Source organism: Klebsiella sp. GG_Kp175, from assembly GCF_040062325.1.
GTDB classification, from domain to species: Bacteria; Pseudomonadota; Gammaproteobacteria; order Enterobacterales; family Enterobacteriaceae; genus Klebsiella; species Klebsiella quasipneumoniae.
Map to the genome: position 1 here is coordinate 613801 of NZ_JBEAFX010000001.1, position 19075 is coordinate 632875.

Annotated in this window: 20 protein-coding genes; 7 read left to right on the forward strand and 13 right to left on the reverse strand. The window is 60.5% G+C overall.

Annotated elements, in window-relative coordinates:
* Window positions 1-88 precede the first annotated feature (88 nt).
* The 4 genes from ABLU73_RS03095 to ABLU73_RS03110 all read left to right on the forward strand — a co-directional run bounded on the left by ABLU73_RS03095 (window position 89) and on the right by ABLU73_RS03110 (window position 2940).
* Window positions 89-682, forward strand: a complete 594-nt coding sequence (locus tag ABLU73_RS03095; RefSeq protein WP_002915099.1) for a non-oxidative hydroxyarylic acid decarboxylases subunit B — start codon at window positions 89-91, stop codon at window positions 680-682.
* The gene (locus ABLU73_RS03100; protein ID WP_004205612.1) at window positions 682-2109 is read left to right on the forward strand and encodes a non-oxidative hydroxyarylic acid decarboxylases subunit C; all 1428 of its coding nucleotides are present in this window, start codon (window positions 682-684) and stop codon (window positions 2107-2109) included. Before ABLU73_RS03095 ends, ABLU73_RS03100 begins: the two co-directional genes overlap by 1 nt.
* A 10-nt stretch (window positions 2110-2119) precedes the next feature.
* Window positions 2120-2356 carry a non-oxidative hydroxyarylic acid decarboxylases subunit D gene (locus tag ABLU73_RS03105; RefSeq protein WP_004205613.1) on the forward strand — a complete coding sequence of 79 codons (237 nt, stop codon included), beginning with the start codon at window positions 2120-2122 and terminating at the stop codon, window positions 2354-2356.
* A gap of 431 nt (window positions 2357-2787) precedes the next feature.
* Entirely contained in the window at window positions 2788-2940 is a 153-nt protein-coding gene (locus ABLU73_RS03110) for a Hok/Gef family protein (RefSeq protein ID WP_025999150.1), read from the forward strand.
* A 127-nt stretch (window positions 2941-3067) separates the two neighbouring features.
* Here ABLU73_RS03110 and mutS read toward each other — a convergent pair whose 3' ends face one another.
* Complete coding sequence (gene mutS, locus ABLU73_RS03115) at window positions 3068-5629, reverse strand: DNA mismatch repair protein MutS (protein WP_023290813.1); 2562 nt, start codon at window positions 5627-5629, stop codon at window positions 3068-3070.
* A 296-nt stretch (window positions 5630-5925) separates the two neighbouring features.
* Between mutS and ABLU73_RS03120 the strand changes: the two genes are divergently transcribed.
* Complete coding sequence (locus tag ABLU73_RS03120) at window positions 5926-6093, forward strand: hypothetical protein (RefSeq protein WP_162838135.1); 168 nt, start codon at window positions 5926-5928, stop codon at window positions 6091-6093.
* Here the strand turns inward: ABLU73_RS03120 and ABLU73_RS03125 are convergent.
* The 6 genes from ABLU73_RS03125 to ABLU73_RS03150 all read right to left on the reverse strand — a co-directional run bounded on the left by ABLU73_RS03125 (window position 6090) and on the right by ABLU73_RS03150 (window position 12870).
* Window positions 6090-6707 carry a Fic family protein gene (locus ABLU73_RS03125; protein ID WP_017899169.1) on the reverse strand — a complete coding sequence of 206 codons (618 nt, stop codon included), beginning with the start codon at window positions 6705-6707 and terminating at the stop codon, window positions 6090-6092. The two genes, ABLU73_RS03120 and ABLU73_RS03125, sit on opposite strands and share 4 nt — an antisense overlap.
* 115 nt (window positions 6708-6822) lie before the next feature.
* On the reverse strand, window positions 6823-7602 hold the full coding sequence (locus ABLU73_RS03130; RefSeq protein WP_264923711.1) for a heme ABC transporter ATP-binding protein: 780 nt from the start codon (window positions 7600-7602) through the stop codon (window positions 6823-6825).
* Window positions 7595-8590: an iron ABC transporter permease gene (locus ABLU73_RS03135; RefSeq protein ID WP_264923710.1), complete on the reverse strand. Its 996-nt coding sequence runs from the start codon at window positions 8588-8590 to the stop codon at window positions 7595-7597. The genes ABLU73_RS03130 and ABLU73_RS03135 overlap by 8 nt, the downstream gene beginning before the upstream one ends.
* The gene (locus ABLU73_RS03140) at window positions 8590-9408 is read right to left on the reverse strand and encodes an ABC transporter substrate-binding protein (protein ID WP_264923709.1); all 819 of its coding nucleotides are present in this window, start codon (window positions 9406-9408) and stop codon (window positions 8590-8592) included. The genes ABLU73_RS03135 and ABLU73_RS03140 overlap by 1 nt, the downstream gene beginning before the upstream one ends.
* On the reverse strand, window positions 9405-10436 hold the full coding sequence (locus tag ABLU73_RS03145) for a ChuX/HutX family heme-like substrate-binding protein (RefSeq protein ID WP_064187465.1): 1032 nt from the start codon (window positions 10434-10436) through the stop codon (window positions 9405-9407). The genes ABLU73_RS03140 and ABLU73_RS03145 overlap by 4 nt, the downstream gene beginning before the upstream one ends.
* A gap of 70 nt (window positions 10437-10506) precedes the next feature.
* Window positions 10507-12870, reverse strand: coding sequence for a TonB-dependent receptor (locus ABLU73_RS03150; RefSeq protein ID WP_017899164.1), 2364 nt, complete (start codon window positions 12868-12870; stop codon window positions 10507-10509).
* Window positions 12871-13085: 215 nt separating this feature from the next.
* Here ABLU73_RS03150 and ABLU73_RS03155 point away from each other — a divergent pair, with 215 nt between their 5' ends.
* Window positions 13086-13379 carry a SelT/SelW/SelH family protein gene (locus ABLU73_RS03155; RefSeq protein ID WP_048295863.1) on the forward strand — a complete coding sequence of 98 codons (294 nt, stop codon included), beginning with the start codon at window positions 13086-13088 and terminating at the stop codon, window positions 13377-13379.
* A gap of 77 nt (window positions 13380-13456) precedes the next feature.
* Window positions 13457-13798 (forward strand): nitrous oxide-stimulated promoter family protein, encoded by a 342-nt coding sequence (locus ABLU73_RS03160; RefSeq protein WP_074377604.1) that lies wholly within the window; start codon window positions 13457-13459, stop codon window positions 13796-13798.
* Between the two features lie 69 nt (window positions 13799-13867).
* Here the strand turns inward: ABLU73_RS03160 and ABLU73_RS03165 are convergent, their stop codons facing one another.
* The 6 genes from ABLU73_RS03165 to ABLU73_RS03190 all read right to left on the reverse strand — a co-directional run.
* Window positions 13868-14722 carry a metal ABC transporter permease gene (locus ABLU73_RS03165; protein ID WP_057213160.1) on the reverse strand — a complete coding sequence of 285 codons (855 nt, stop codon included), beginning with the start codon at window positions 14720-14722 and terminating at the stop codon, window positions 13868-13870.
* The gene (sitC, locus tag ABLU73_RS03170) at window positions 14716-15564 is read right to left on the reverse strand and encodes an iron/manganese ABC transporter permease subunit SitC (RefSeq protein WP_023319000.1); all 849 of its coding nucleotides are present in this window, start codon (window positions 15562-15564) and stop codon (window positions 14716-14718) included. Before sitC ends, ABLU73_RS03165 begins: the two co-directional genes overlap by 7 nt.
* Entirely contained in the window at window positions 15561-16382 is an 822-nt protein-coding gene (locus ABLU73_RS03175) for a manganese/iron ABC transporter ATP-binding protein (protein WP_004205631.1), read from the reverse strand. Before ABLU73_RS03175 ends, sitC begins: the two co-directional genes overlap by 4 nt.
* Window positions 16379-17296, reverse strand: coding sequence for a metal ABC transporter substrate-binding protein (locus ABLU73_RS03180; protein WP_101993773.1), 918 nt, complete (start codon window positions 17294-17296; stop codon window positions 16379-16381). The genes ABLU73_RS03175 and ABLU73_RS03180 overlap by 4 nt, the downstream gene beginning before the upstream one ends.
* 179 nt (window positions 17297-17475) lie before the next feature.
* On the reverse strand, window positions 17476-18438 hold the full coding sequence (locus ABLU73_RS03185; protein WP_004205633.1) for a LacI family DNA-binding transcriptional regulator: 963 nt from the start codon (window positions 18436-18438) through the stop codon (window positions 17476-17478).
* Window positions 18439-18494: 56 nt separating this feature from the next.
* A partial coding sequence (locus ABLU73_RS03190) for an ROK family protein (RefSeq protein ID WP_348850058.1) occupies window positions 18495-19075 on the reverse strand: 581 nt, incomplete at its 5' end.

A 19075-nucleotide genomic window follows, 5' to 3' on the forward strand; every position in this document is an offset into this window, starting at 1 on the left:
CACGTATACGAACGATCTTGTTATTTGAATCAGGAGGGGGTAATTTAAACATAAAGTTCGTGTACGAACAAAGTGAATGAGGTGTGGAATGAAACTGATTATTGGGATGACGGGGGCCACCGGGGCTCCGCTTGGGGTGGCATTGCTGCAGGCGCTGCGCGATATGCCGGAGGTGGAAACCCATCTGGTGATGTCGAAATGGGCCAAAACCACCATCGAGCTGGAAACGCCGTGGACGGCACGGGAAGTGGCCGCGCTGGCGGACTTTTCCCACAGCCCGGCCGACCAGGCCGCCACCATCTCATCAGGTTCATTTCGCACCGACGGCATGATCGTGATTCCCTGCAGTATGAAAACGCTGGCAGGCATTCGCGCAGGCTATGCCGAGGGGCTGGTGGGCCGCGCGGCGGACGTGGTGCTTAAAGAGGGGCGCAAGCTGGTGCTGGTCCCGCGGGAAATGCCGCTCAGCACGATCCATCTGGAGAACATGCTGGCGCTGTCCCGGATGGGCGTGGCGATGGTGCCGCCGATGCCGGCTTACTACAACCACCCGGAAACGGTTGACGATATCACCAACCATATTGTGACCCGGGTGTTGGATCAGTTTGGCCTCGACTACCACAAGGCGCGCCGCTGGAACGGCTTGCGTACGGCAGAACAATTTGCACAGGAGATCGAATAATGGCTTTTGATGATTTGCGCAGCTTTTTGCAGGCGCTGGATGACCAGGGACAACTGCTGAAAATCAGTGAGGAGGTGAACGCTGAGCCAGACCTGGCGGCGGCAGCCAATGCCACCGGACGCATCGGCGACGGCGCCCCGGCGCTGTGGTTCGATAATATTCGCGGCTTTACCGATGCCCGGGTGACGATGAACACCATCGGCTCGTGGCAGAACCATGCCATCTCGCTGGGCCTGCCGCCCAACACGCCGGTGAAAAAGCAGATTGATGAATTCATCCGCCGTTGGGATAACTTCCCGGTGACGCCAGAGCGCCGCGCCAACCCGGCATGGGCGGAAAACACCGTGGATGGCGATGATATCAACCTGTTCGATATTCTGCCGCTGTTCCGCCTCAACGATGGCGACGGCGGGTTCTACCTCGACAAAGCCTGTGTCGTTTCGCGCGATCCGCTTGACCCTGACAACTTCGGTAAGCAAAACGTCGGTATCTACCGTATGGAAGTGAAAGGCAAGCGTAAGCTCGGCCTGCAGCCGGTGCCGATGCACGATATCGCCCTGCATCTGCATAAAGCGGAAGAGCGCGGGGAAGACCTGCCGATCGCCATTACCCTCGGTAACGACCCGATTATCACCCTGATGGGCGCCACGCCGCTGAAATACGATCAGTCAGAATATGAAATGGCCGGCGCGCTGCGCGAGAGCCCGTATCCCATCGCCACCGCGCCGCTGACCGGCTTTGACGTGCCCTGGGGTTCGGAAGTGATCCTCGAAGGGGTGATTGAAGGCCGTAAGCGTGAGATAGAGGGGCCGTTCGGTGAGTTTACCGGCCACTACTCCGGCGGTCGTAACATGACGGTAGTGCGCATCGACAAAGTCTCGTATCGCAGCAAACCGATTTTTGAATCGCTCTATCTCGGTATGCCGTGGACCGAAATCGACTATCTGATGGGCCCGGCCACCTGCGTGCCGCTGTATCAGCAGCTGAAGGCAGAGTTCCCGGAAGTGCAGGCGGTCAACGCTATGTACACCCACGGTCTGCTGGCGATTATCTCCACCAAAAAACGCTACGGCGGTTTTGCCCGCGCGGTGGGTTTGCGGGCGATGACCACTCCCCACGGCCTCGGCTATGTGAAGATGGTGATCATGGTTGATGAAGACGTTGACCCGTTCAACCTGCCGCAGGTGATGTGGGCGCTCTCCTCGAAGGTTAACCCGGCGGGAGACCTGGTGCAGTTGCCGAACATGTCGGTCCTTGAACTTGACCCAGGCTCCAGCCCGGCGGGCATCACCGACAAGCTAATTATCGACGCCACCACCCCGGTTGCGCCGGACCTTCGCGGCCACTACAGCCAGCCGGTGCAGGATCTGCCGGAAACCAAAGCCTGGGCTGAAAAACTGACCGCCATGCTGGCCAACCGTAAATAAGGAGAAGAAGATGATTTGTCCACGTTGCGCCGATGAAAAGATTGAAGTCATGGCAAAATCGCCGGTGAAAGGGGTCTGGACTGTGTATCAGTGCCAGCACTGCCTTTATACCTGGCGGGATACCGAGCCGCTGCGCCGCACCAGCCGCGAGCACTATCCGGAAGCGTTCCGGATGACGCAGAAAGATATTGATGAGGCGCCGCAGGTACCGCACGTCCCGCCGCTATTGCCGGAAGATAAGCGTTAATGAAAAGAGCCTGCTAAGGGCTTATCCTGTTAAGGCTATTTTACCTGCCATTTTAAAACTGGGTCGTGCGCAAACTGCCTGCGACCATCATGCCGACTGGGATAATCTCTCCGTCGGCTTTTTTATATTTCGCAAAATGATAAAAGTTATTTACTCATTAAATCCAGAAATTATGTAAAGGGGTAATATAATGGGGCGCTTTTGCGAGTCGGCTTCCAGATCAATATAAAATCCGTCTGATTAATTCCTTGCAGATAAATTTCACGCCCTGACGAGTATAGAATAGCGGCGGGTGCTTGAGGCTGTCTGGCCTTGAGCAAGACCAGGACCCCAGACAGACGAAAGCCCCAGGAGATATTTCTATCAACTGAGGCTAGCGAATGAACATAGACAATTCAGATGTTAGTCTCTTCTTTGCAGGGAGGCAAGATATGCTGACAAAATATGCCCTTGTGGCAATCATCGTACTGTGTATTACGGTACTGGGATTTACGCTGTTGGTGCACAGCTCGCTATGCGAGCTGAGTATTAAAGAGCGTAGTATTGAGTTTAAAGCTGTTCTCGCTTACGAATCGAAGAAGTAGCATCCGCGCGGGGGCAACCCCGCGTATTGGTTGTCAGGACGCATCCTCTTGCACCCATTTTTAGTTTGTTAAAACGGCAGCGCGGAGCGGCGCTGCCGTTTTTGACCTTAATAAGGCGATTGGGGTGCTAGACCAGACTTTTCAGACGATAAATCCACTCCAGCGCCTGACGCGGGGTCAGGGAGTCCGGATCAAGATTCTCCAGCGCCTCAACCGCAGGCGAGGTCTCTTCCGGGGCGGCGAGCAGCGACATCTGCGTGCCGTCGACCTGGGTCGCCGCCGCGTTGGGCGAAATACTCTCCAGCTCGCGCAGTTTCTGCCGCGCGCGCTTGATCACCTCTTTCGGCACCCCGGCCAGCGCGGCGACCGCCAGGCCGTAGCTCTTGCTGGCCGCGCCATCCTGCACGCTGTGCATAAAGGCGATGGTGTCGCCATGCTCCAGCGCGTCGAGATGGACGTTGGCGACGCCTTCCATTTTCTCCGGCAGCTGAGTGAGCTCGAAGTAGTGGGTGGCGAACAGCGTCAGCGCCTTGATTTTGTTGGCGAGATTTTCCGCACAGGCCCATGCCAGCGACAGACCGTCGTAGGTGGACGTGCCGCGGCCAATCTCATCCATCAGCACCAGGCTGTGTTCGGTGGCGTTGTGCAGGATATTGGCGGTTTCAGTCATCTCCACCATAAAGGTCGAGCGGCCGCTGGCCAGGTCATCCGCCGCGCCGACGCGGGTAAAGATGCGATCGATGGGGCCTATCTCCACCTTCTGCGCCGGGACGTAGCTGCCGATATAGGCCAGCAGCGCAATTAGCGCGGTCTGGCGCATATAGGTACTTTTACCGCCCATGTTCGGCCCGGTGATGATCAGCATCCGCCGCTGCGGCGCCAGCTGCAGCGGGTTGGCGATAAACGGCTCTTTCAGCACCTGCTCGACCACCGGATGGCGGCCTTCGCTGATGCGAATGCCCGGCTTATCGCTAAAGGTCGGGCAGCAGTAGTTGAGGGTTTCCGCGCGTTCCGCCAGGTTGACCAGCACGTCCAGCTCGGCCAGCGCGCTGGCGCTCGCCTGCAGGTCGGCAAGATGCGGCAGCAGCAGGTCGAACAGTTCGTCATAAAGCTGTTTTTCCAGCGCCAGCGCCTTGCCCTTGGAGGTCAGCACCTTATCTTCGTATTCCTTCAGCTCAGGAATAATGTAGCGTTCGGCGTTTTTCAGCGTCTGGCGACGCACGTAGTGGATCGGCGCGAGGTGGCTCTGGCCGCGGCTGATCTGGATATAGTAGCCGTGGACGGCGTTGTAGCCGACCTTCAGGGTATCGAGGCCCAGCCGCTCGCGCTCGCGGATCTCCAGCTTATCGAGATAATCGGTGGCGCCATCGGCCAGCGCCCGCCACTCGTCCAGCTCTTCGCTGTAGCCCGGGGCGATAACCCCGCCGTCGCGGACCAGCACCGGCGGCGCGTCGATCACCGCGCGCTCCAGCAGTTCGCGCAGTTCGCTAAACTCGCCCATTTTCTCGCGCAATTTTTGCACCGGCTGGCTGTCAACGTCGGCCAGCTGCTCGCGCAGCAGAGGCAACTGCTGCAGGGCATGACGCATGCGGGCTAAATCGCGTGGACGGGCGGTACGCAGCGCCAGACGCGCCAGAATACGTTCCAGATCGCCGACCTGGCGCAGCACCGGCTGCAGCTCGGTATAGCGCTCCTGCAGCGCGCCGATGGTCTGCTGGCGCTCCACCAGCACGGCGGTATCGCGGACCGGCATATGCAGCCAGCGCTTGAGCATCCGGCTGCCCATCGGCGTCACCGTGCAGTCGAGCACCGAGGCCAGCGTGTTATCGGTGCCGCCGGCGAGATTCTGGGTGATCTCCAGATTACGGCGGGTGGCGGCATCCATAATAATGCTGTCCTGCTGGCGTTCCATGGTGATGGAGCGAATATGCGGTAGCGAGGTGCGCTGGGTGTCTTTGACATACTGCAGCAGGCAGCCGGCGGCGCACAGGCCGCGGGGGGCGTTTTCCACGCCGAAGCCAACCAGATCGCGGGTGCCGAACTGCAGGTTAAGCTGCTGGCGCGCGGTGTCGATTTCAAATTCCCACAGCGGGCGACGGCGCAGACCGCGGCGGCCTTCGATCAGCGACGATTCGGCAAAATCTTCCGCATACAGCAGCTCCGCCGGATTAGTGCGCTGCAGCTCTGCCGCCATGGTTTCGCGGTCGGCCGGTTCGCTCAAGCGGAAGCGGCCGGAGCTGATGTCCAGCGTCGCGTAGCCAAAGCCTTTGCTGTCCTGCCAGATGGCGGCCAGCAGGTTGTCCTGGCGCTCCTGCAGCAGCGCTTCATCGCTGATGGTGCCCGGCGTGACGATACGCACCACTTTACGCTCGACCGGCCCTTTGGTGGTGGCCGGGTCGCCTATCTGCTCGCAAATGGCTACCGACTCGCCCTGATTAACCAGTTTCGCAAGATAGTTTTCCACCGCGTGGTGGGGGATGCCGGCCATGGGAATGGGTTCGCCCGCGGAGGCGCCGCGCTTGGTCAGCGAGATATCGAGCAGCTGCGACGCGCGTTTCGCATCGTCATAAAACAGCTCGTAAAAATCCCCCATCCGGTAAAACAGCAGAATGTCAGGATGTTGCGCCTTCAGCTTGAGATACTGCTGCATCATCGGCGTGTGGGCGTCGAGATTGTCAATTGTGCTCATGGGGTGTTATCCAGATCCCTGATTTGAAATGGCGGCGATTTTGTTGTTTTCGTCGTTATCACATGGATGAGACATGATAACGGAGATGGGCAGGCGAGGGAAACTGACGAACGCGCGCGGCGCGATCCGGATTCCAGTTGCAGAGGGGGATGAGTCATCAAAAGCCAGCATCAGGATGTGCAGTTACCGGTTCAAAAAAGCCCTATCCGATATTTCCCTGGATAAGCCTTAACGGCAGCAGTTAGCAACGATCCTTGATATACTGAAACCATCAGGTGAATGAAAAGGGAGATGCCATGAGTCACAACAAAAAAGATCAGGCCACATACGCCAGACCTTCCCGCGCTGACATCGTTCGTTCTGTTGCGACATCAACCGCGGTCGAGACAGGGCAACCCTCAGCCAGAGTTGAAGAGAGTCTTGAAGCCGCGCGCAAAAAATATGCGCATCTTCGTCTTGCCTAATCCCTTCTTAAGGCCATGCTGACCCAGTGTTTCATCGGTCGATAGTCCAGAGTCAAACCTGCATGGATAGCCGATATATACTGGGTTTTGTTTTGTTCCCAGCTTTGATAATTCAGCGGTTTATAGCCAGCCTGCACCGCCATCACATCAGCTAATAATCGTGATAAACGCCCGTTACCCTCTCTGAATGGATGGATGAGGATCAATTCAACATGTGTGACTGCGATAGCTTCTGTGAGCTGCAATTCACTCATGCCTGAACAAGGCGTATAATGAGCAAGGTATTTCTTATCAAAATCGTTTAGCAGTTTAGCCAGCTGTGCTGAAGGGGCGAACATAAAATCGCCTTTGCTGATATTGACCGTTCTTTCCTGGCCTGCCCATGCATAGATATTGCCTAACCAGCGATAATGCCACTTTTTCAGGATATTGACGCTGAGCAATCCGGTTGGAAAGTGTTCCTCAAAAACCGAGCGATAAAGTTGTTCCAGCAGTACCAGTTCTACGCTATCCATCTCATTTGCGTCAGCAATCCCGAGTTTATTAGCCAAAACCCGTTCACCTGAATTTTTCTCATACTGGCCTTCGCTGCCAGCAACTGTGTATCGGCTCATGGGGACCCTCAAAAGGGAACGCTGATAGATATGAAAGTATAATGCTCATCAGCTTTTGCGGTGTAATACCGAACGCGCGCGGCGCGATCCGGATTCCCGTTTCGCCGCGCGGGGGTTACGGCGCCAGATAGACCTGGGGGGCCGCGTTGTCCGGATGCTGGCCGAGGCGGACATCCGCCCCGTACCAGCGATGGATAACTGGCTGCTGGATCACCTCCTGCGGCGTGCCCTGGGCGACCAGATGGCCCTGGTGAAGCAGCAGGATGCGGTCGGCCCACAGGGCGGCGAGGTTAAGGTCATGCAGCACCACGCACACGTGCAGTTGCCCGCCGGCGGTGAGCCGTTTGAGCAAGCGCAGCAGATACTGTTGATAGTAAAGGTCCAGCGCCGAGGTGGGTTCATCAAGAAACAGCCAGCCCTGCGGCGCGCCGTCGCGCCACAGCTGCGCCAGACAGCGGGCGAGCTGTACCCGCTGCTGCTCGCCGCCGGAGAGGCCGGGATAGCGGCGGCCGGCAAGTTCATCGCAGCCGGTGACGGCCATTACCGCCGCCAGCACCGCCGGGTCCGCGGTCGGACCCCACGGCGAGCGCCCCATGGCGATGACCGTTTCCACCGTCCAGTCAGCCTGCAGGGCCGTGCGCTGCAGCATGACCGCCCGCCGGCGCGCCAGCGCCTCGGGTGAGCATTCCTCCAGCGGCGTGCCCGCCAGATGGCGAGTGCCGCTATCCGGAGTCAGGTACCCGGTAAGCAGCCGCAGCAGCGTGGATTTGCCTGCGCCGTTCGGCCCGATAAGCGCCGTCATCTCGCCGCCGCGCAGCGCGACGGAGACGTTGTCGATAATCTGTCGTTTACCAAGGCGAAGTGACAGACCCTGGGCGCAGTATGCATTAGCCATGTCTGGAGTTCTCCCGACGAAAGACCAGCCACAGAAACCAGGGGGCGCCCAGCAGGCTGGTGAGCAGACCGACCGGCATCTCCGCCGGCGCCGCCACGGTGCGGGCCAGGGTATCGGCCAGCAGAAGCAGGATGGCGCCGGCCAGCAGCGAGCCGGGGATCAGCCCGCGATGATCCGGCCCCAGCCACAGGCGCATCAGGTGCGGCACCACCAGGCCGATAAAGCCGATGACTCCGCTGATGGCCACCGCCGCGGCCACCAGCACCGCGCTGCACAGCAGCAGCCAGCGCTGCAGCGCCCGCACGTTGACCCCGAGATAGTGCGCCTCTTCATCGCCGAGCTGCAGCAGATTCAGGTGGGAGGCCATCCACCACACCGCCAGCGCCGCCGGGATGATCAGGGTCGTAGCCACCAGCAGGGTCGGCCACTCGGCCTGGCCCAGGCTGCCCATGCCCCACAGCGACAGCTGGCGCAGCTGGGCGTCGTTGCTCAGCCAGGCCAGCACGCCGACCAGCGCCCCGCACAGCGCGTTGATGGCGATCCCTACCAGCAGCAGGCGCGACAGCGAACCCTCCTCCGCCCGGCTGAGGATAAAAATCACCACCATCACTGCCAGGCTACCGATAAACGCCGCCAGCATCGGCATATACAGGGCGATCAGCCCCGATGCGGAAAGCGGGAGCACCAGCCAGCAGGCCACCGCCAGCGCGGCGCCGCTGCTGATGCCCAGCAGGCCCGGGTCAGCAAGCGGGTTGCGAAACAACCCCTGCATCACGCAGCCGGAGAGGGCCAGCGCCGCGCCCACCAGCAGGGCCAGCAGCACCCTCGGCAGACGGATGGTCAGCCAGATGTGGCGCAGCATCTCATCCCCGGCGGGCAGCAGGCTGGCCAGCGGCAAACGCATCGCGCCAAGGGTGGTGGCGAACAGCGCCAGCGAAACCAGCAGTAGCGTCATCATCAGCAAACGGCGGGTGAGGGCAGGGCGCATCAGGGCAGTTGCTCCGCTTTTTCACGCAGCGCGATAATTGCCTGCGGGGTGCGCGGCCCAAAGCCGAGCAGGGCCATGTCGTCGATCGTCAGCAGCTGTTTATGGCGACCCGCCGGGGTCTGCGCCAGGCCGGGCAGGCTCCACAGCCCGGTTTCGCCGCCCATCCCTTTGAGACCATCGGCGGAGATCACCACCAGATCCGCCTGGCTGGCGGCCACTCCCTCCTGCGACATCGCCCGATAGTGGTCGAAGCCCTGCATCGCGTTCTGCAGACCGGCGGCGCGAATGGCGCCATCGGCCGCGGTGTGTTGCCCGGCCACCAGGGTATTCATTCCGCCGTGGCTGAGAATAAACAGCACCCGCCTGGCAATCGGCTGCGTTGGAATGGCGGCGATCTGCTGCTGAAGCTGCTGGCGCAGCGCGTCGCCTGCCGGGGTTTTGCCTAATGCTTCGGCAATGACGGCCACTTTTTTATCGATCGCGGCCAGGTTTTCGCCGCCAGGCACGTTAACCACCTTCACGCCGCTCGCCTGCACCTTGTGTAAGACCAGCGAGGGCTGCGCCTGGGCGCTCGCTAACACCAGCTGCGGACGTAATGCGAAGATCCCCTCAGCGTTCAGCTGCCGCAGGTAGCCGACATCCGGCAGTTTTTGCGCCGCCGGGGGCCAGCTGCTGGTGCTGTCCCGGGCGACCAGGCTCTGTTGCGCGCCAAGGGCATAGACGATCTCAGTGACATCTCCGCCGAGGGTGACGAGCCGCTCCACAGCGGCGTGGCTCAGCAGCGGGAAGGCGATGAAAAGCAGTAACCAGCGCATCATGCGGGCAGTCCTTCGCGAGTCAGACGATCCACCTGCTGGCGCCATTGCGCCTGCTCGGGGTGGCCCTCGCTGCGCTGGCCATAGAGCTGGGCAATCTGGGTGCCGTCTTTGGCGAACAGCTCGACGCTGGTGACGTGTCCGTCTGAGGTCGGCTTACGGGTCACCCACACTTCATCGATGCTCTCTTCGCGCAGATGGAGGGTAAAGGTGGGATTGAAGATATTCAGCCAGCCGCGCATCGGCGCCAGCTTTTCCAGGGCGCCGGTGAAAATCTGCACGCAGCCGCGATTGCCGACGAAGATCATGATTTCATTGCCCTCCTGGCGCACCGTCTCCAGTAACGCTGGCAGCGCATGGCGATCAACGCGGCAGGCGAGGTCGTCGCTCACCAGACGGAAGGCCTGCTGGCGGGAAAGCTGATATTTACGCAGCAGACCGAAGAACTGGTGTACGTCGGTCATCGCGCGCCAGTCGTTCTCCAGCGCGGCTCCATCGGCGCTCTCGGCATATTTCACCGGCTCCAGCGGGCGCAGGGTCAGCGGTGCCGGGGCCGCCACCCGATACTCCGCGATCAGGGTGTCCCAGGCCGCCATGTCGGTCTGCGTGGTCGCATAGACTTTCAGCAGGGCGTCACCGTGGTGGTCGAAAAACTGAATGCTCTGGCGACCGTTATCGTTCAGATGGAAGGCGCTGGCCCACTGGCTGAGGAACAGACGCAGGTCGAGCGCGCGCGGGTTGAGTACCAGCCCGGCGTGGCCGCTGAGGTGCTGGTGCGTGAACTGGCCGACCTGCTCATGCACGGCATACTCGTTGCGGCAGATGCATTTGGTTTCACCGACGCGCTCCAGGGCGGCAATCAGCGCCCGGGCGTCATCGCTCAGGCGTACGGTATCGTGGCCGAGGCGGGCGGCGGTCAGTTCGGCTTCGCTGATCCCCATTTCCGCGGCGATATCGCGGGCATATTTCGCGGCGCTGGCCGCTTTGGTGGCCTGGTAGCGCTGCCACAAATCGGGGTGGGCATTGGGCATAATTATATCCTTCTCGATGATCAATATCCCCGGCCGGTGGGCCGGGGCAGGTGAGTGGTTATTCGGGCAATCAGAAGTCGACGTTGACTCCGAGCTGCCAGGTGCGGCCCGGCATCACCGCCAGCGCTTTATCGTTGGCGTCCTGGTTGGTGCCGGTCTCGATATTGCGGCTGCTCAGGTAATCCCAGTATTTACGATCGGTGAGGTTGTAGACCCCGCCATTGAGGCGCACGTTTTTCGCTACCTGCCAGTACGCGGTCCAGTCCAGCATGCCGTAGCCCGGCACGCGCATATAGTCGCTGCTGGCATCGGTGATGGCGGATCCGCTGTTGCTGTAGCTTTCGCGATTGGTGGCGGTCGCCTGTTTCCCTTTGACGAAGGTCGCCGTCAGGGCGGTGCCGTAGCGTTTCGCCGGATCGTCCCACGCCACGCCGACGATGGCTTTCATCGGCGCTACGCTGTCGAGGTCGACGTATTTATCGCCGCTGTAGCTGGATTTCGATTTCCCTTCGCTATAGCCGAGGGCGAGGGTGGCGCTCAGGCCGTCCACCTGCTCATACCAGGTGCCAAAGTTAAATTTAGTGCTGATTTCACCGCCGTAGATATAGGCTTTATCGCGGTTTTCCGCCTGATAAATGGTGTAGATATTCGACGGCACGTTGGTGAACTGGCCCGGATTATTCGCCCGGGTATAGCGGGTATAGGCGATAAAGTTCTTATAGCTGTTGTAGAACAGCGCCGTGCGCAGAGTGATGCCTTCGGTAACTTCCCCCTTCAGTCCCCACTCAAGATTATCGCTGGTTTCCGTCTTCAGATCGGTATTGCCGATCAGGGCATACTGCTGGCTGCCGGCGTAGCTGGAGCCAAGGTTCCAGGAGCCATACAGCTGGCTGGCGTTGGGGAACTGCGCCCCGCGCTGGTACTGCAGGTAGGTCATCAGACGCGGGGTGAGGTCGTACTGGAAGGTCAACGACGGCAGAACCTGGGTATCGCTGTTTTTACCATACAGCCTGGCCACTGACGATTCGGTCAGCGCGCTGCTGTTGGCGGCGAGGTCGGACAGATTTTCCGGCTTCGTCGATTGATGTACCACACGCACGCCGGGAATAATGGCGAAATTGTGGCTATCGAGATCGAAGTTGATCTTATCCTGAACAAAACCGCCGAGGGTGTAGCTGCGGCTATCCGCCTCCGGCTGCATGATCTCGCTGTAAACGCTGGGGATTGGCGACTGGCTGAACGGCCGCTGGGTTTTGCTGGTGCTGGCGTTAAAGCCGGCGCTCAGATCGTGGCGGCCCAGGGTTTTCGCCAGTGCGGTCTGCAGGCCCCAGGTGTCGGTGTCGTAGTTGGAGTTCACCGTCTGCATTCTGCGGGTGACGCTGTCCGGCATATACGTCCAGTCATGGGCTTCGGTATGCTGGTAATAGATTTTACTGGAGACGCTGTCGAGGTAGTCATTCATCGGCGTCCAGTCATCCTTCAGGCTCAGGCCCCAGCGCCGGGTCTGGCTGGTCTGGTTGGCGGTGCCGATGGTGCTATTGCCGCTGGAGTCCCAGGTATCGTAGTGGGTGTGGTTGGTTTTATGGTAATAGTCGAAGGTGCTGGTTAGCTTGTGCTCGTCGTTGGGCTGCCAGATCCCGGAGGCCAGAAAGGCATCGGAGTGCCAGTTCGCCGGGTAGGCATCGACGGTGCCGCTGTTATTTTCGGTTTCCTGACCATCGCGGCGGCTGTAGACCAAAATGCCGCGCAGGAACTCATCGCCGCCGGCGACGGTCACCCCGTTGTGCCAGCTGCGATCCGCGGAGTCGTAGCCGCTGCGATAGCCGAAGGCGCTGGTTTTGCCCGGGCGCAGGTAATCATCCGCCGATTTCGGGCGGAAGGAGACATTCCCCCCGATGGCGCTGTTGGCCGTTTCCGTCGAGGTGGCGCCGGACTGGATATCCACGCTGCCGTACATATAGGGGTCGATATAATCGCGGCCGATGCCGAAGGTGTTGAGCCCGGCGCGACCGACGTAGCCACGGCCGGTGGCGTTGGGCTGGGCGATACCGTCCACGTCGATGCCGACGCGGTTGCTCTCCATACCGCGAATGTTGTAGCCGGTGTAGCCCCCGCGGTCGAAGCCGCTTTTGCCGTTGCCGGAGCCGCCGCTGGCCCCGGTGGCGCTGATGAGCGGCTCATAGCGCATGATTGAGCCGAAATCGTTAGCGCCTTTATCCTCCAGCTCCCGGGCGCTGATGCTGTGCTCGTTACCGGCTTTTTGCGCCGGCGCGGGAGCGGTGACGGTCATTTGTTCCGAGGTGTCATCCACCGCCTCGCCGCCGATGGCGGAAGTGCCTGCTGCGACGGCAGAAGTTTGATAAATTGCTGCAAGCAAAGAGGTCACCAGCAGGCGTTTTTTACACCCTGCTGCTGACGGAGTCGATTTGTACATAGTCGCCACGCCTTGATCGTTATTAGTATCGGCTCACGCGTTACTTCCAGAGTTGCAGGTTGCTCCGTCTTTTCCGTTGCGGATAGGGTCTAACTCCATTTGTTGATTGCGAATGGTAATGATAGGTATTATCGTTTGCAACAAAATATTGATGTATTCCTCATTTAAACTGCACTTTGTTTACACTGTGCCCTTTCAGCCTGAGCGAGATGACGATGAATTCAAAAGCGGCTATCACCATCACCTATTGTTCCCAGTGCAACTGGATGCTGCGCGCCAGCTGGATGGCGCAGGAGCTGTTACACACCTTCAGCACCGATATCGCCTCGGTGACGCTGGTGCCGGGCACCGGCGGGATCTTCACTATCGATATCGACGGCCAGCAGATCTGGGAGCGCAAGCAGGATGGCGGCTTTCCGGATGCGGCAGAGCTGAAACGCCGGGTGCGCGATCTCTGCTTCCCGGAAAAAGCATTGGGGCATGTTGATAAACCCGCTAACCCGACCTGATCGTTAGGAAAGCGGCTGCGTGGCCGGCTTAAAAGGTGTATTATTGATGCATCTTTTTGTGGGGAGGGAAATTGACGGTGGGCAAACGCATCGAACGTGAAAAGCAGACGATCTGTCGGATGATTGGGCTTTATCAGCGCCGCTGTCCGGAGGCCCGCGACGACGCCGAACACTATCAGGCGCTGAACGCCTACGCCGATAAGCGCCTTGATAAGTGCGTGTTTGGCAACAATAAACCGGCCTGCAAGCAGTGTCCGGTGCATTGCTACCAGCCGGCGAAGCGCGAAGAGATGAAGCAGATTATGCGCTGGGCCGGGCCGCGAATGCTCTGGCGTCACCCGATCCTGACCCTTCGCCATCTGCTGGATGACAGGCGGCCGGTGCCGCCGCTGCCGGAAAAATACCGACCGAAAAAATAGCGGCCTTCCCCGGCCTGCGCGGCGCGCAGCCGGCGGACAACTCGCGTTTTTTGTAGCCCCGGTAAGGCGTTAGCCGCCGCCGGGGATGGTTGCTGAAGTTTTCTGTTTCCGGCTATCCCGGATCGTGCTTGCCACAAAGGCGACCACAAACAGCGCGGTGAACAGCACCACGATAGTCGGCGCCGGCGCGCTATCGAGATAAAACGCCAGCCACACCCCTCCCGCCGAGCAGCAGACCGCCACTGCCACCGCCAGCAGCAGGGCGTGGATAAAGCGCCGTACCAGCAGGAGCGCGATCGCCCCGGGGGCAATCAGCAGCGAAATCGACAGAATAATCCCTACCGACTGCAGCGTCGCGACGATGGTCAGGGCGATCATGCACAGCAGGCCGTAGTGCAGCAGCCCCCCGCGCAGGCCGCTGGCTTTGGCCTGCGTCGGATCGAAGGCGTGCAGCAAAAAATCCCGCCATTTCAGCCCGATAATCAGCGCAATCACCAGCGCGATAGCCGCCGTTTGTCCAATATCGCTGAGGGAGATCCCCAGCATGTCGCCGAACAGAATATGGTCGAGATGGACGTCGGACTGGATCGCTACGTACAGCACCAGCCCGGCGCCAAACATGCCGGAGAAGACAATTCCCATAATGGTATCGCGTTTGAGGCGGCTGTTATCGTCAAGAAAACCGGTCGTTACGGCACACAGCAGCCCGGCGATAAACGCGCCGATGGCGAAGGGGATGCCGATAATGTAGGCCAGCACCACGCCGGGAAAGACCGCGTGGCTCATGGCGTCGCCCATCAGCGCCCAGCCTTTAAGCACCAGAAAGACCGACAGCAGCGCGCAGGGCACGGCGACGACCACCGATACCGTTATCGCGTTGACCATAAATGGAAACTGAAACGGAGCCAGGAACAGATTCAGCATGCAGCCTCCCTGGCGCGGCGGCGGTTGGCCAGCAGGCCATGCTTCGGCGCAAAGATAAAGGTGATGAGGAACAGCAGCGTTTGCGCCACCACGATAATGCCGCCGGTGGCGCCGTCGAGATAGTAGCTGAGCCAGGCGCCGAAGAAGCTGGTCAGGCTGCCGATGGCGACGGCGATGGCCAGCAGGCGCGGGAAGCGGTCGGTTAACAGCCAGGCGGTGGCCCCGGGAGTGACCACCAGGCAGATGACCAGAAAGGCGCCGACGGTCTGCAGCGCCGCTACGGTGCAGGCCGCCAGCAGGGTAAAGAACAGCAGCTTCAGGCCGCGGGTGTTCAGACCAATCGAGCGGGCGTGGTTTTCATCGAAGAAGGTCACCATCAGATCTTTCCACTTCAGCAGCAGGATCGCCATCGAGATAAAGCCGATCGCCGCCAGCTGGATAATATCCTCCGGGGCGATGGCCAGAATATTGCCGAGGATAATGGTCTGGATATTCACCGACGTCGGGTTCAGCGACACCATAAACAGTCCGATACCGAAGAAGGAGGAGAAGATCAGGCCGATAATCGCATCCTCTTTTAGCCGCGATCGCTGCTGCAAAAACAGCATACTGCCCGCCGCCAGGCCGCCGGAGAGAAACGCGCCGAGGGCAAACGGCAGGCCGAGCATATAGGCCCCGGCGACGCCGGGCACAATCGAGTGGGAAAGGGCGTCGCCAATCAGCGACCATCCTTTGAGCATCAGGTAGCAGGAGAGAAAGGCGCAGACGCCGCCCACCAGCGCCGATACCCACATCGCATTGAGCATATAGTGATAGCCAAACGGCTCCAGCAGCCAGCTCATCGTGGTCCTCCCGCCGCGCGCCGGCTGATAAACGGCCGCTCGTCATCGGTGATAATCTGCGCTTCCGCGCCGGTGAAGGCGACGTGGCGCAGCACGCCGCTGAAAGCCCGCTCCAGATTCTCGGCGGTGAAGGTGGTTTCTGTCGGGCCGCTGGCCAGCACGGTGCCTTTTACCATCACCGTATAATCGCAAAACTCACTTACGGACCCGAGGTTATGGGTAGAGACCAGCATGGTGCAGCCCTCATCGCGTAGCTCGCGCAGCAGGCTGATGATCCGCGCTTCGGTCTGCACATCGACGCCGGTAAAAGGCTCATCCAGCAGGATCACCTGACCCTGCTGAGCGATGGCGCGGGCAAGGAAGACGCGCTTTTTCTGCCCACCGGAGAGCTCGCCAATTTGCCGATGGCGGTACTCGCTCATGCCCACGCGGGCCAGCGCGGCATCGACGATTTCGCGATCGCGCGGCTTTGCCCGCCGCAGCCAGCCCATATGGCCGTAGCGGCCCATCATCACCACATCCTCCACCAGCACCGGGAAGGACCAGTCCACCTCTTCCGACTGCGGGACATAGGCGACCAGATTCTGGCGCAGCGCGCGATTGACCGGCTGGCCGAGTATGGCGATCTCGCCGTGACCGATGCGCACAAAACCCATCAGCGCTTTAAACAGCGTGGATTTACCCGAGCCGTTAACCCCCACCAGCGCGGCAATGGCGCCGCGTGGTACGCTGAACGAGGCGTCGCGCAGGGCGGTGTGGCCGTTGCGCCAGGTAACGGTGAGCTGGTCGACATACAGACCCGCTTGCGCTGTATTCATGGCTGTTTCCTCATCCCGTCCTGGATACCGTTGACGATGGTTTCGGTGGTGATGCGCAGCAGGTCGAGCCAGGTAGGCACCGGGCCGTCGGCGGCGCTCAGGGAATCGACATACAGCACGCCGCCGTAGTGGGCGCCGGCTTCGCGCGCCACCTGACGCGCCGGTTTATCGGAGATGGTGCTTTCGCTGAAGATGGTCGGGATCTGTTCTCTCTTCATGGTGTCGATAACTTTGCGTACCTGTTGCGGGGTACCCTGCTGGTCGGCGTTAATCGGCCACAGATACAGTTCGCGCAGGCCATAGTCGCGGGCCAGATAGGAGAAGGCTCCCTCGCTGGTGACCAGCCAGCGCTTATCCTCCGGCAGCTGCGCCAGTCTGGCCTGCAGCGGCGCCATCGTCTGGCGGATCTTCTCTTTGTAGGCCTCGGCGTTGCGGCGATAGGTGTCGGCGTGAGGCGGATCGTATTTCACCAGCGCGTCGCGAATATTATCGACATAGATCAGGGCGTTATCTGCCGACATCCAGGCATGGGGATTGGGCTTCCCGCTATAGGGGCCCGCGCTGATGCCCATCGGCTGGATCCCCTCGCTGACCACCACCTCCGGGACGCCCTGCAAGTGCTGATAAAAGCGGGCAAACCACCGTTCGAGATTGAGACCATTGCTGAGGATCAGCTGCGCCCCCTGCGCGCGTTTGATATCGCCGGGGGTGGGCTGGTAGTCGTGGATCTCCGCGCCCGGTTTGGTGATGGAGCTGACGACGGCGGCATCGCCGGCCACGTTCTGTGCCATATCGGCGATAACCGTGAAGGTGGTGATAACCCTGAATTTCTCCTGCGCCGAGGCCGGCGCCGCGGCCAGCAGAGCCAGCGCGCTGGCCAGCAGCAATGATTTCAGCGGTGTCAGATGCAGCATAGGATCCCTCGCAATGGTGTGGTTAATTTCTCAGCATTTATAGCCATTGCTATGTTATATAGCACAAGCTATTTGTAAATGAAAATAATTCTTATTTGCGTGCGGGGATAATAATGAGCCGGGAAACGAAAGCGCGAGAAAGGGGAGGCAAGGTTGGCCCGGCGCGAACCGGGCGGAGATCAAGAGATATCGGCGACCGACTGGCGCGGGATCAGGCGGCCGGCCAGCGAGCGGCCCTCGGCGGTGAACGTTGGCCGGTCGTCTATCAGGCTGCGAATACGCTGAATACAGTTATCCAGCAGCGCCTCCAGTGGCCATGAGATGCAGGTCAGCGGCGGATAGAGCAGCGAGGCGAGGGGGGAATCCTCAAGGCTCAGCAGGGAGACCTCCTGCGGGACGGCGATGGTGAATTCGCGCAGCAGGCGCATTGCTTCAGCCGCGTAGCGGTCGCGTTTAACGATAATGACTGAGTATTTACTGAAGCTGTTAATTAAGGTCAGCAGCGCCTGCTCGACATCATCGTTGGCCGTCAGCACAAGCTGGCGGTTAAAAGGAATGGAGTAGTTCTGCAGGACGTTGCGGTAGCCTTCCAGCATCTGGCGGCTGGCATCGTCGCTATCGCTGTCCACCAGCAGGGCGATGTTGCGGTGTCCCTTGCCAATCACATAGCGGCAGGCGCTTTCGGTGGCGAAGGCGAAGTCATAGCCCTGGCTGTTGCTTCCAGCGACGCCGAAGCGGTCAAAGGCGATAACGTTGCGCGGCGCGTCGGCGGCAACGGCGCCCAGCACCACCACCGCCACGCACTGGCGCTGCAGATCGTCGATCGCCGCCGCCTGCTCTACCGGGTCGCTGACGTACTGGACCAGCAGGCTTTTATTCAGCCCTTTCAGCGCCTGCGAGAGGAGCGGCAACAGACGCGCGCCGTGGCTCTCGTCCTGCGCGGAAATCACCAGGCCAACGTGGCTGGATGTCTGACTGGCGAGGTTTTGCGCGGCAAAGCTCGGGCGATAGTTGAGTTCTTCAACGGCCCGCAGCACAGCTTCCCGGCTCTCTTCGCGCACGCCCCGGGTGCCGGTCAGCACGCGGGAAACCGTCGCTCTTGAGACATTCGCTAATCTTGAAACATCATCAATCGTTGGCATGGCTTTTTCTGTCTGGACATTTTCGCCTAGCTTAACATACCTGCTGAAAAAAGTGTCTACCGAGGCCCGTCCGCGGCGCCGGGCAACCGGGGCAGCCAGGCCGCGCCGCGCACGCCGCTGGCGTCGCCGAAGCGGGCCGGTTTGATCTGCGTGCGGCAGCTGTCGGAGAAGATCCACGGCACGATGGCGGCAGGCAGATCGCGATAGATCTGGCTGACGTTGGACAAACCGCCGCCCAGCACAATCACCTGCGGGTCGAGAATGTTGATCACTGACGCCAGGCTGCGGGCAAAGGCGTCGATAAAATGACGCCAGTGGGCCAGCGCGCGCGGATCGCCGTTTTGCGCTGCGGCGACAATGGCTTCCGCACGCGCTTGTTCCCCGTAGCGGCGGGCGAAGCCGGTGCCGGAAACAAAGCTTTCGATGCAGTTCGTTTTGCCGCAGTAGCAGGGCTGCGGCGGGCCATCGCGCTCAGGAGTATAGCCCGGCAGCGGATTATGTCCCCACTCTCCAGCGATAGCGTTGGGGCCGCTGAGCAGCTGTTGATGAACGGCGATCCCGCCGCCGCAGCCGGTACCGATAATCACCCCGAAGACGGTGGTGGCGCCGGCGCCCGCCCCCCCCCCCCCCCCGGCAA

What these genes read in the sequence shown, in the direction of transcription:
- ABLU73_RS03095 (WP_002915099.1), top strand. Translation starts at nt 89, where the DNA reads ATGAAACTGATTATTGGGATGACGGGGGCCACCGGGGCTCCGCTTGGG.
- ABLU73_RS03100 (WP_004205612.1), top strand. Translation starts at nt 682, where the DNA reads ATGGCTTTTGATGATTTGCGCAGCTTTTTGCAGGCGCTGGATGACCAG.
- ABLU73_RS03105 (WP_004205613.1), top strand. Translation starts at nt 2,120, where the DNA reads ATGATTTGTCCACGTTGCGCCGATGAAAAGATTGAAGTCATGGCAAAA.
- ABLU73_RS03110 (WP_025999150.1), top strand. Translation starts at nt 2,788, where the DNA reads ATGCTGACAAAATATGCCCTTGTGGCAATCATCGTACTGTGTATTACG.
- mutS (WP_023290813.1), bottom strand. Translation starts at nt 5,629, where the DNA reads ATGAGCACAATTGACAATCTCGACGCCCACACGCCGATGATGCAGCAG.
- ABLU73_RS03120 (WP_162838135.1), top strand. Translation starts at nt 5,926, where the DNA reads ATGAGTCACAACAAAAAAGATCAGGCCACATACGCCAGACCTTCCCGC.
- ABLU73_RS03125 (WP_017899169.1), bottom strand. Translation starts at nt 6,707, where the DNA reads ATGAGCCGATACACAGTTGCTGGCAGCGAAGGCCAGTATGAGAAAAAT.
- ABLU73_RS03130 (WP_264923711.1), bottom strand. Translation starts at nt 7,602, where the DNA reads ATGGCTAATGCATACTGCGCCCAGGGTCTGTCACTTCGCCTTGGTAAA.
- ABLU73_RS03135 (WP_264923710.1), bottom strand. Translation starts at nt 8,590, where the DNA reads ATGCGCCCTGCCCTCACCCGCCGTTTGCTGATGATGACGCTACTGCTG.
- ABLU73_RS03140 (WP_264923709.1), bottom strand. Translation starts at nt 9,408, where the DNA reads ATGATGCGCTGGTTACTGCTTTTCATCGCCTTCCCGCTGCTGAGCCAC.
- ABLU73_RS03145 (WP_064187465.1), bottom strand. Translation starts at nt 10,436, where the DNA reads ATGCCCAATGCCCACCCCGATTTGTGGCAGCGCTACCAGGCCACCAAA.
- ABLU73_RS03150 (WP_017899164.1), bottom strand. Translation starts at nt 12,870, where the DNA reads ATGTACAAATCGACTCCGTCAGCAGCAGGGTGTAAAAAACGCCTGCTG.
- ABLU73_RS03155 (WP_048295863.1), top strand. Translation starts at nt 13,086, where the DNA reads ATGAATTCAAAAGCGGCTATCACCATCACCTATTGTTCCCAGTGCAAC.
- ABLU73_RS03165 (WP_057213160.1), bottom strand. Translation starts at nt 14,722, where the DNA reads ATGCTGAATCTGTTCCTGGCTCCGTTTCAGTTTCCATTTATGGTCAAC.
- sitC (WP_023319000.1), bottom strand. Translation starts at nt 15,564, where the DNA reads ATGAGCTGGCTGCTGGAGCCGTTTGGCTATCACTATATGCTCAATGCG.
- ABLU73_RS03175 (WP_004205631.1), bottom strand. Translation starts at nt 16,382, where the DNA reads ATGAATACAGCGCAAGCGGGTCTGTATGTCGACCAGCTCACCGTTACC.
- ABLU73_RS03180 (WP_101993773.1), bottom strand. Translation starts at nt 17,296, where the DNA reads ATGCTGCATCTGACACCGCTGAAATCATTGCTGCTGGCCAGCGCGCTG.
- ABLU73_RS03185 (WP_004205633.1), bottom strand. Translation starts at nt 18,438, where the DNA reads ATGCCAACGATTGATGATGTTTCAAGATTAGCGAATGTCTCAAGAGCG.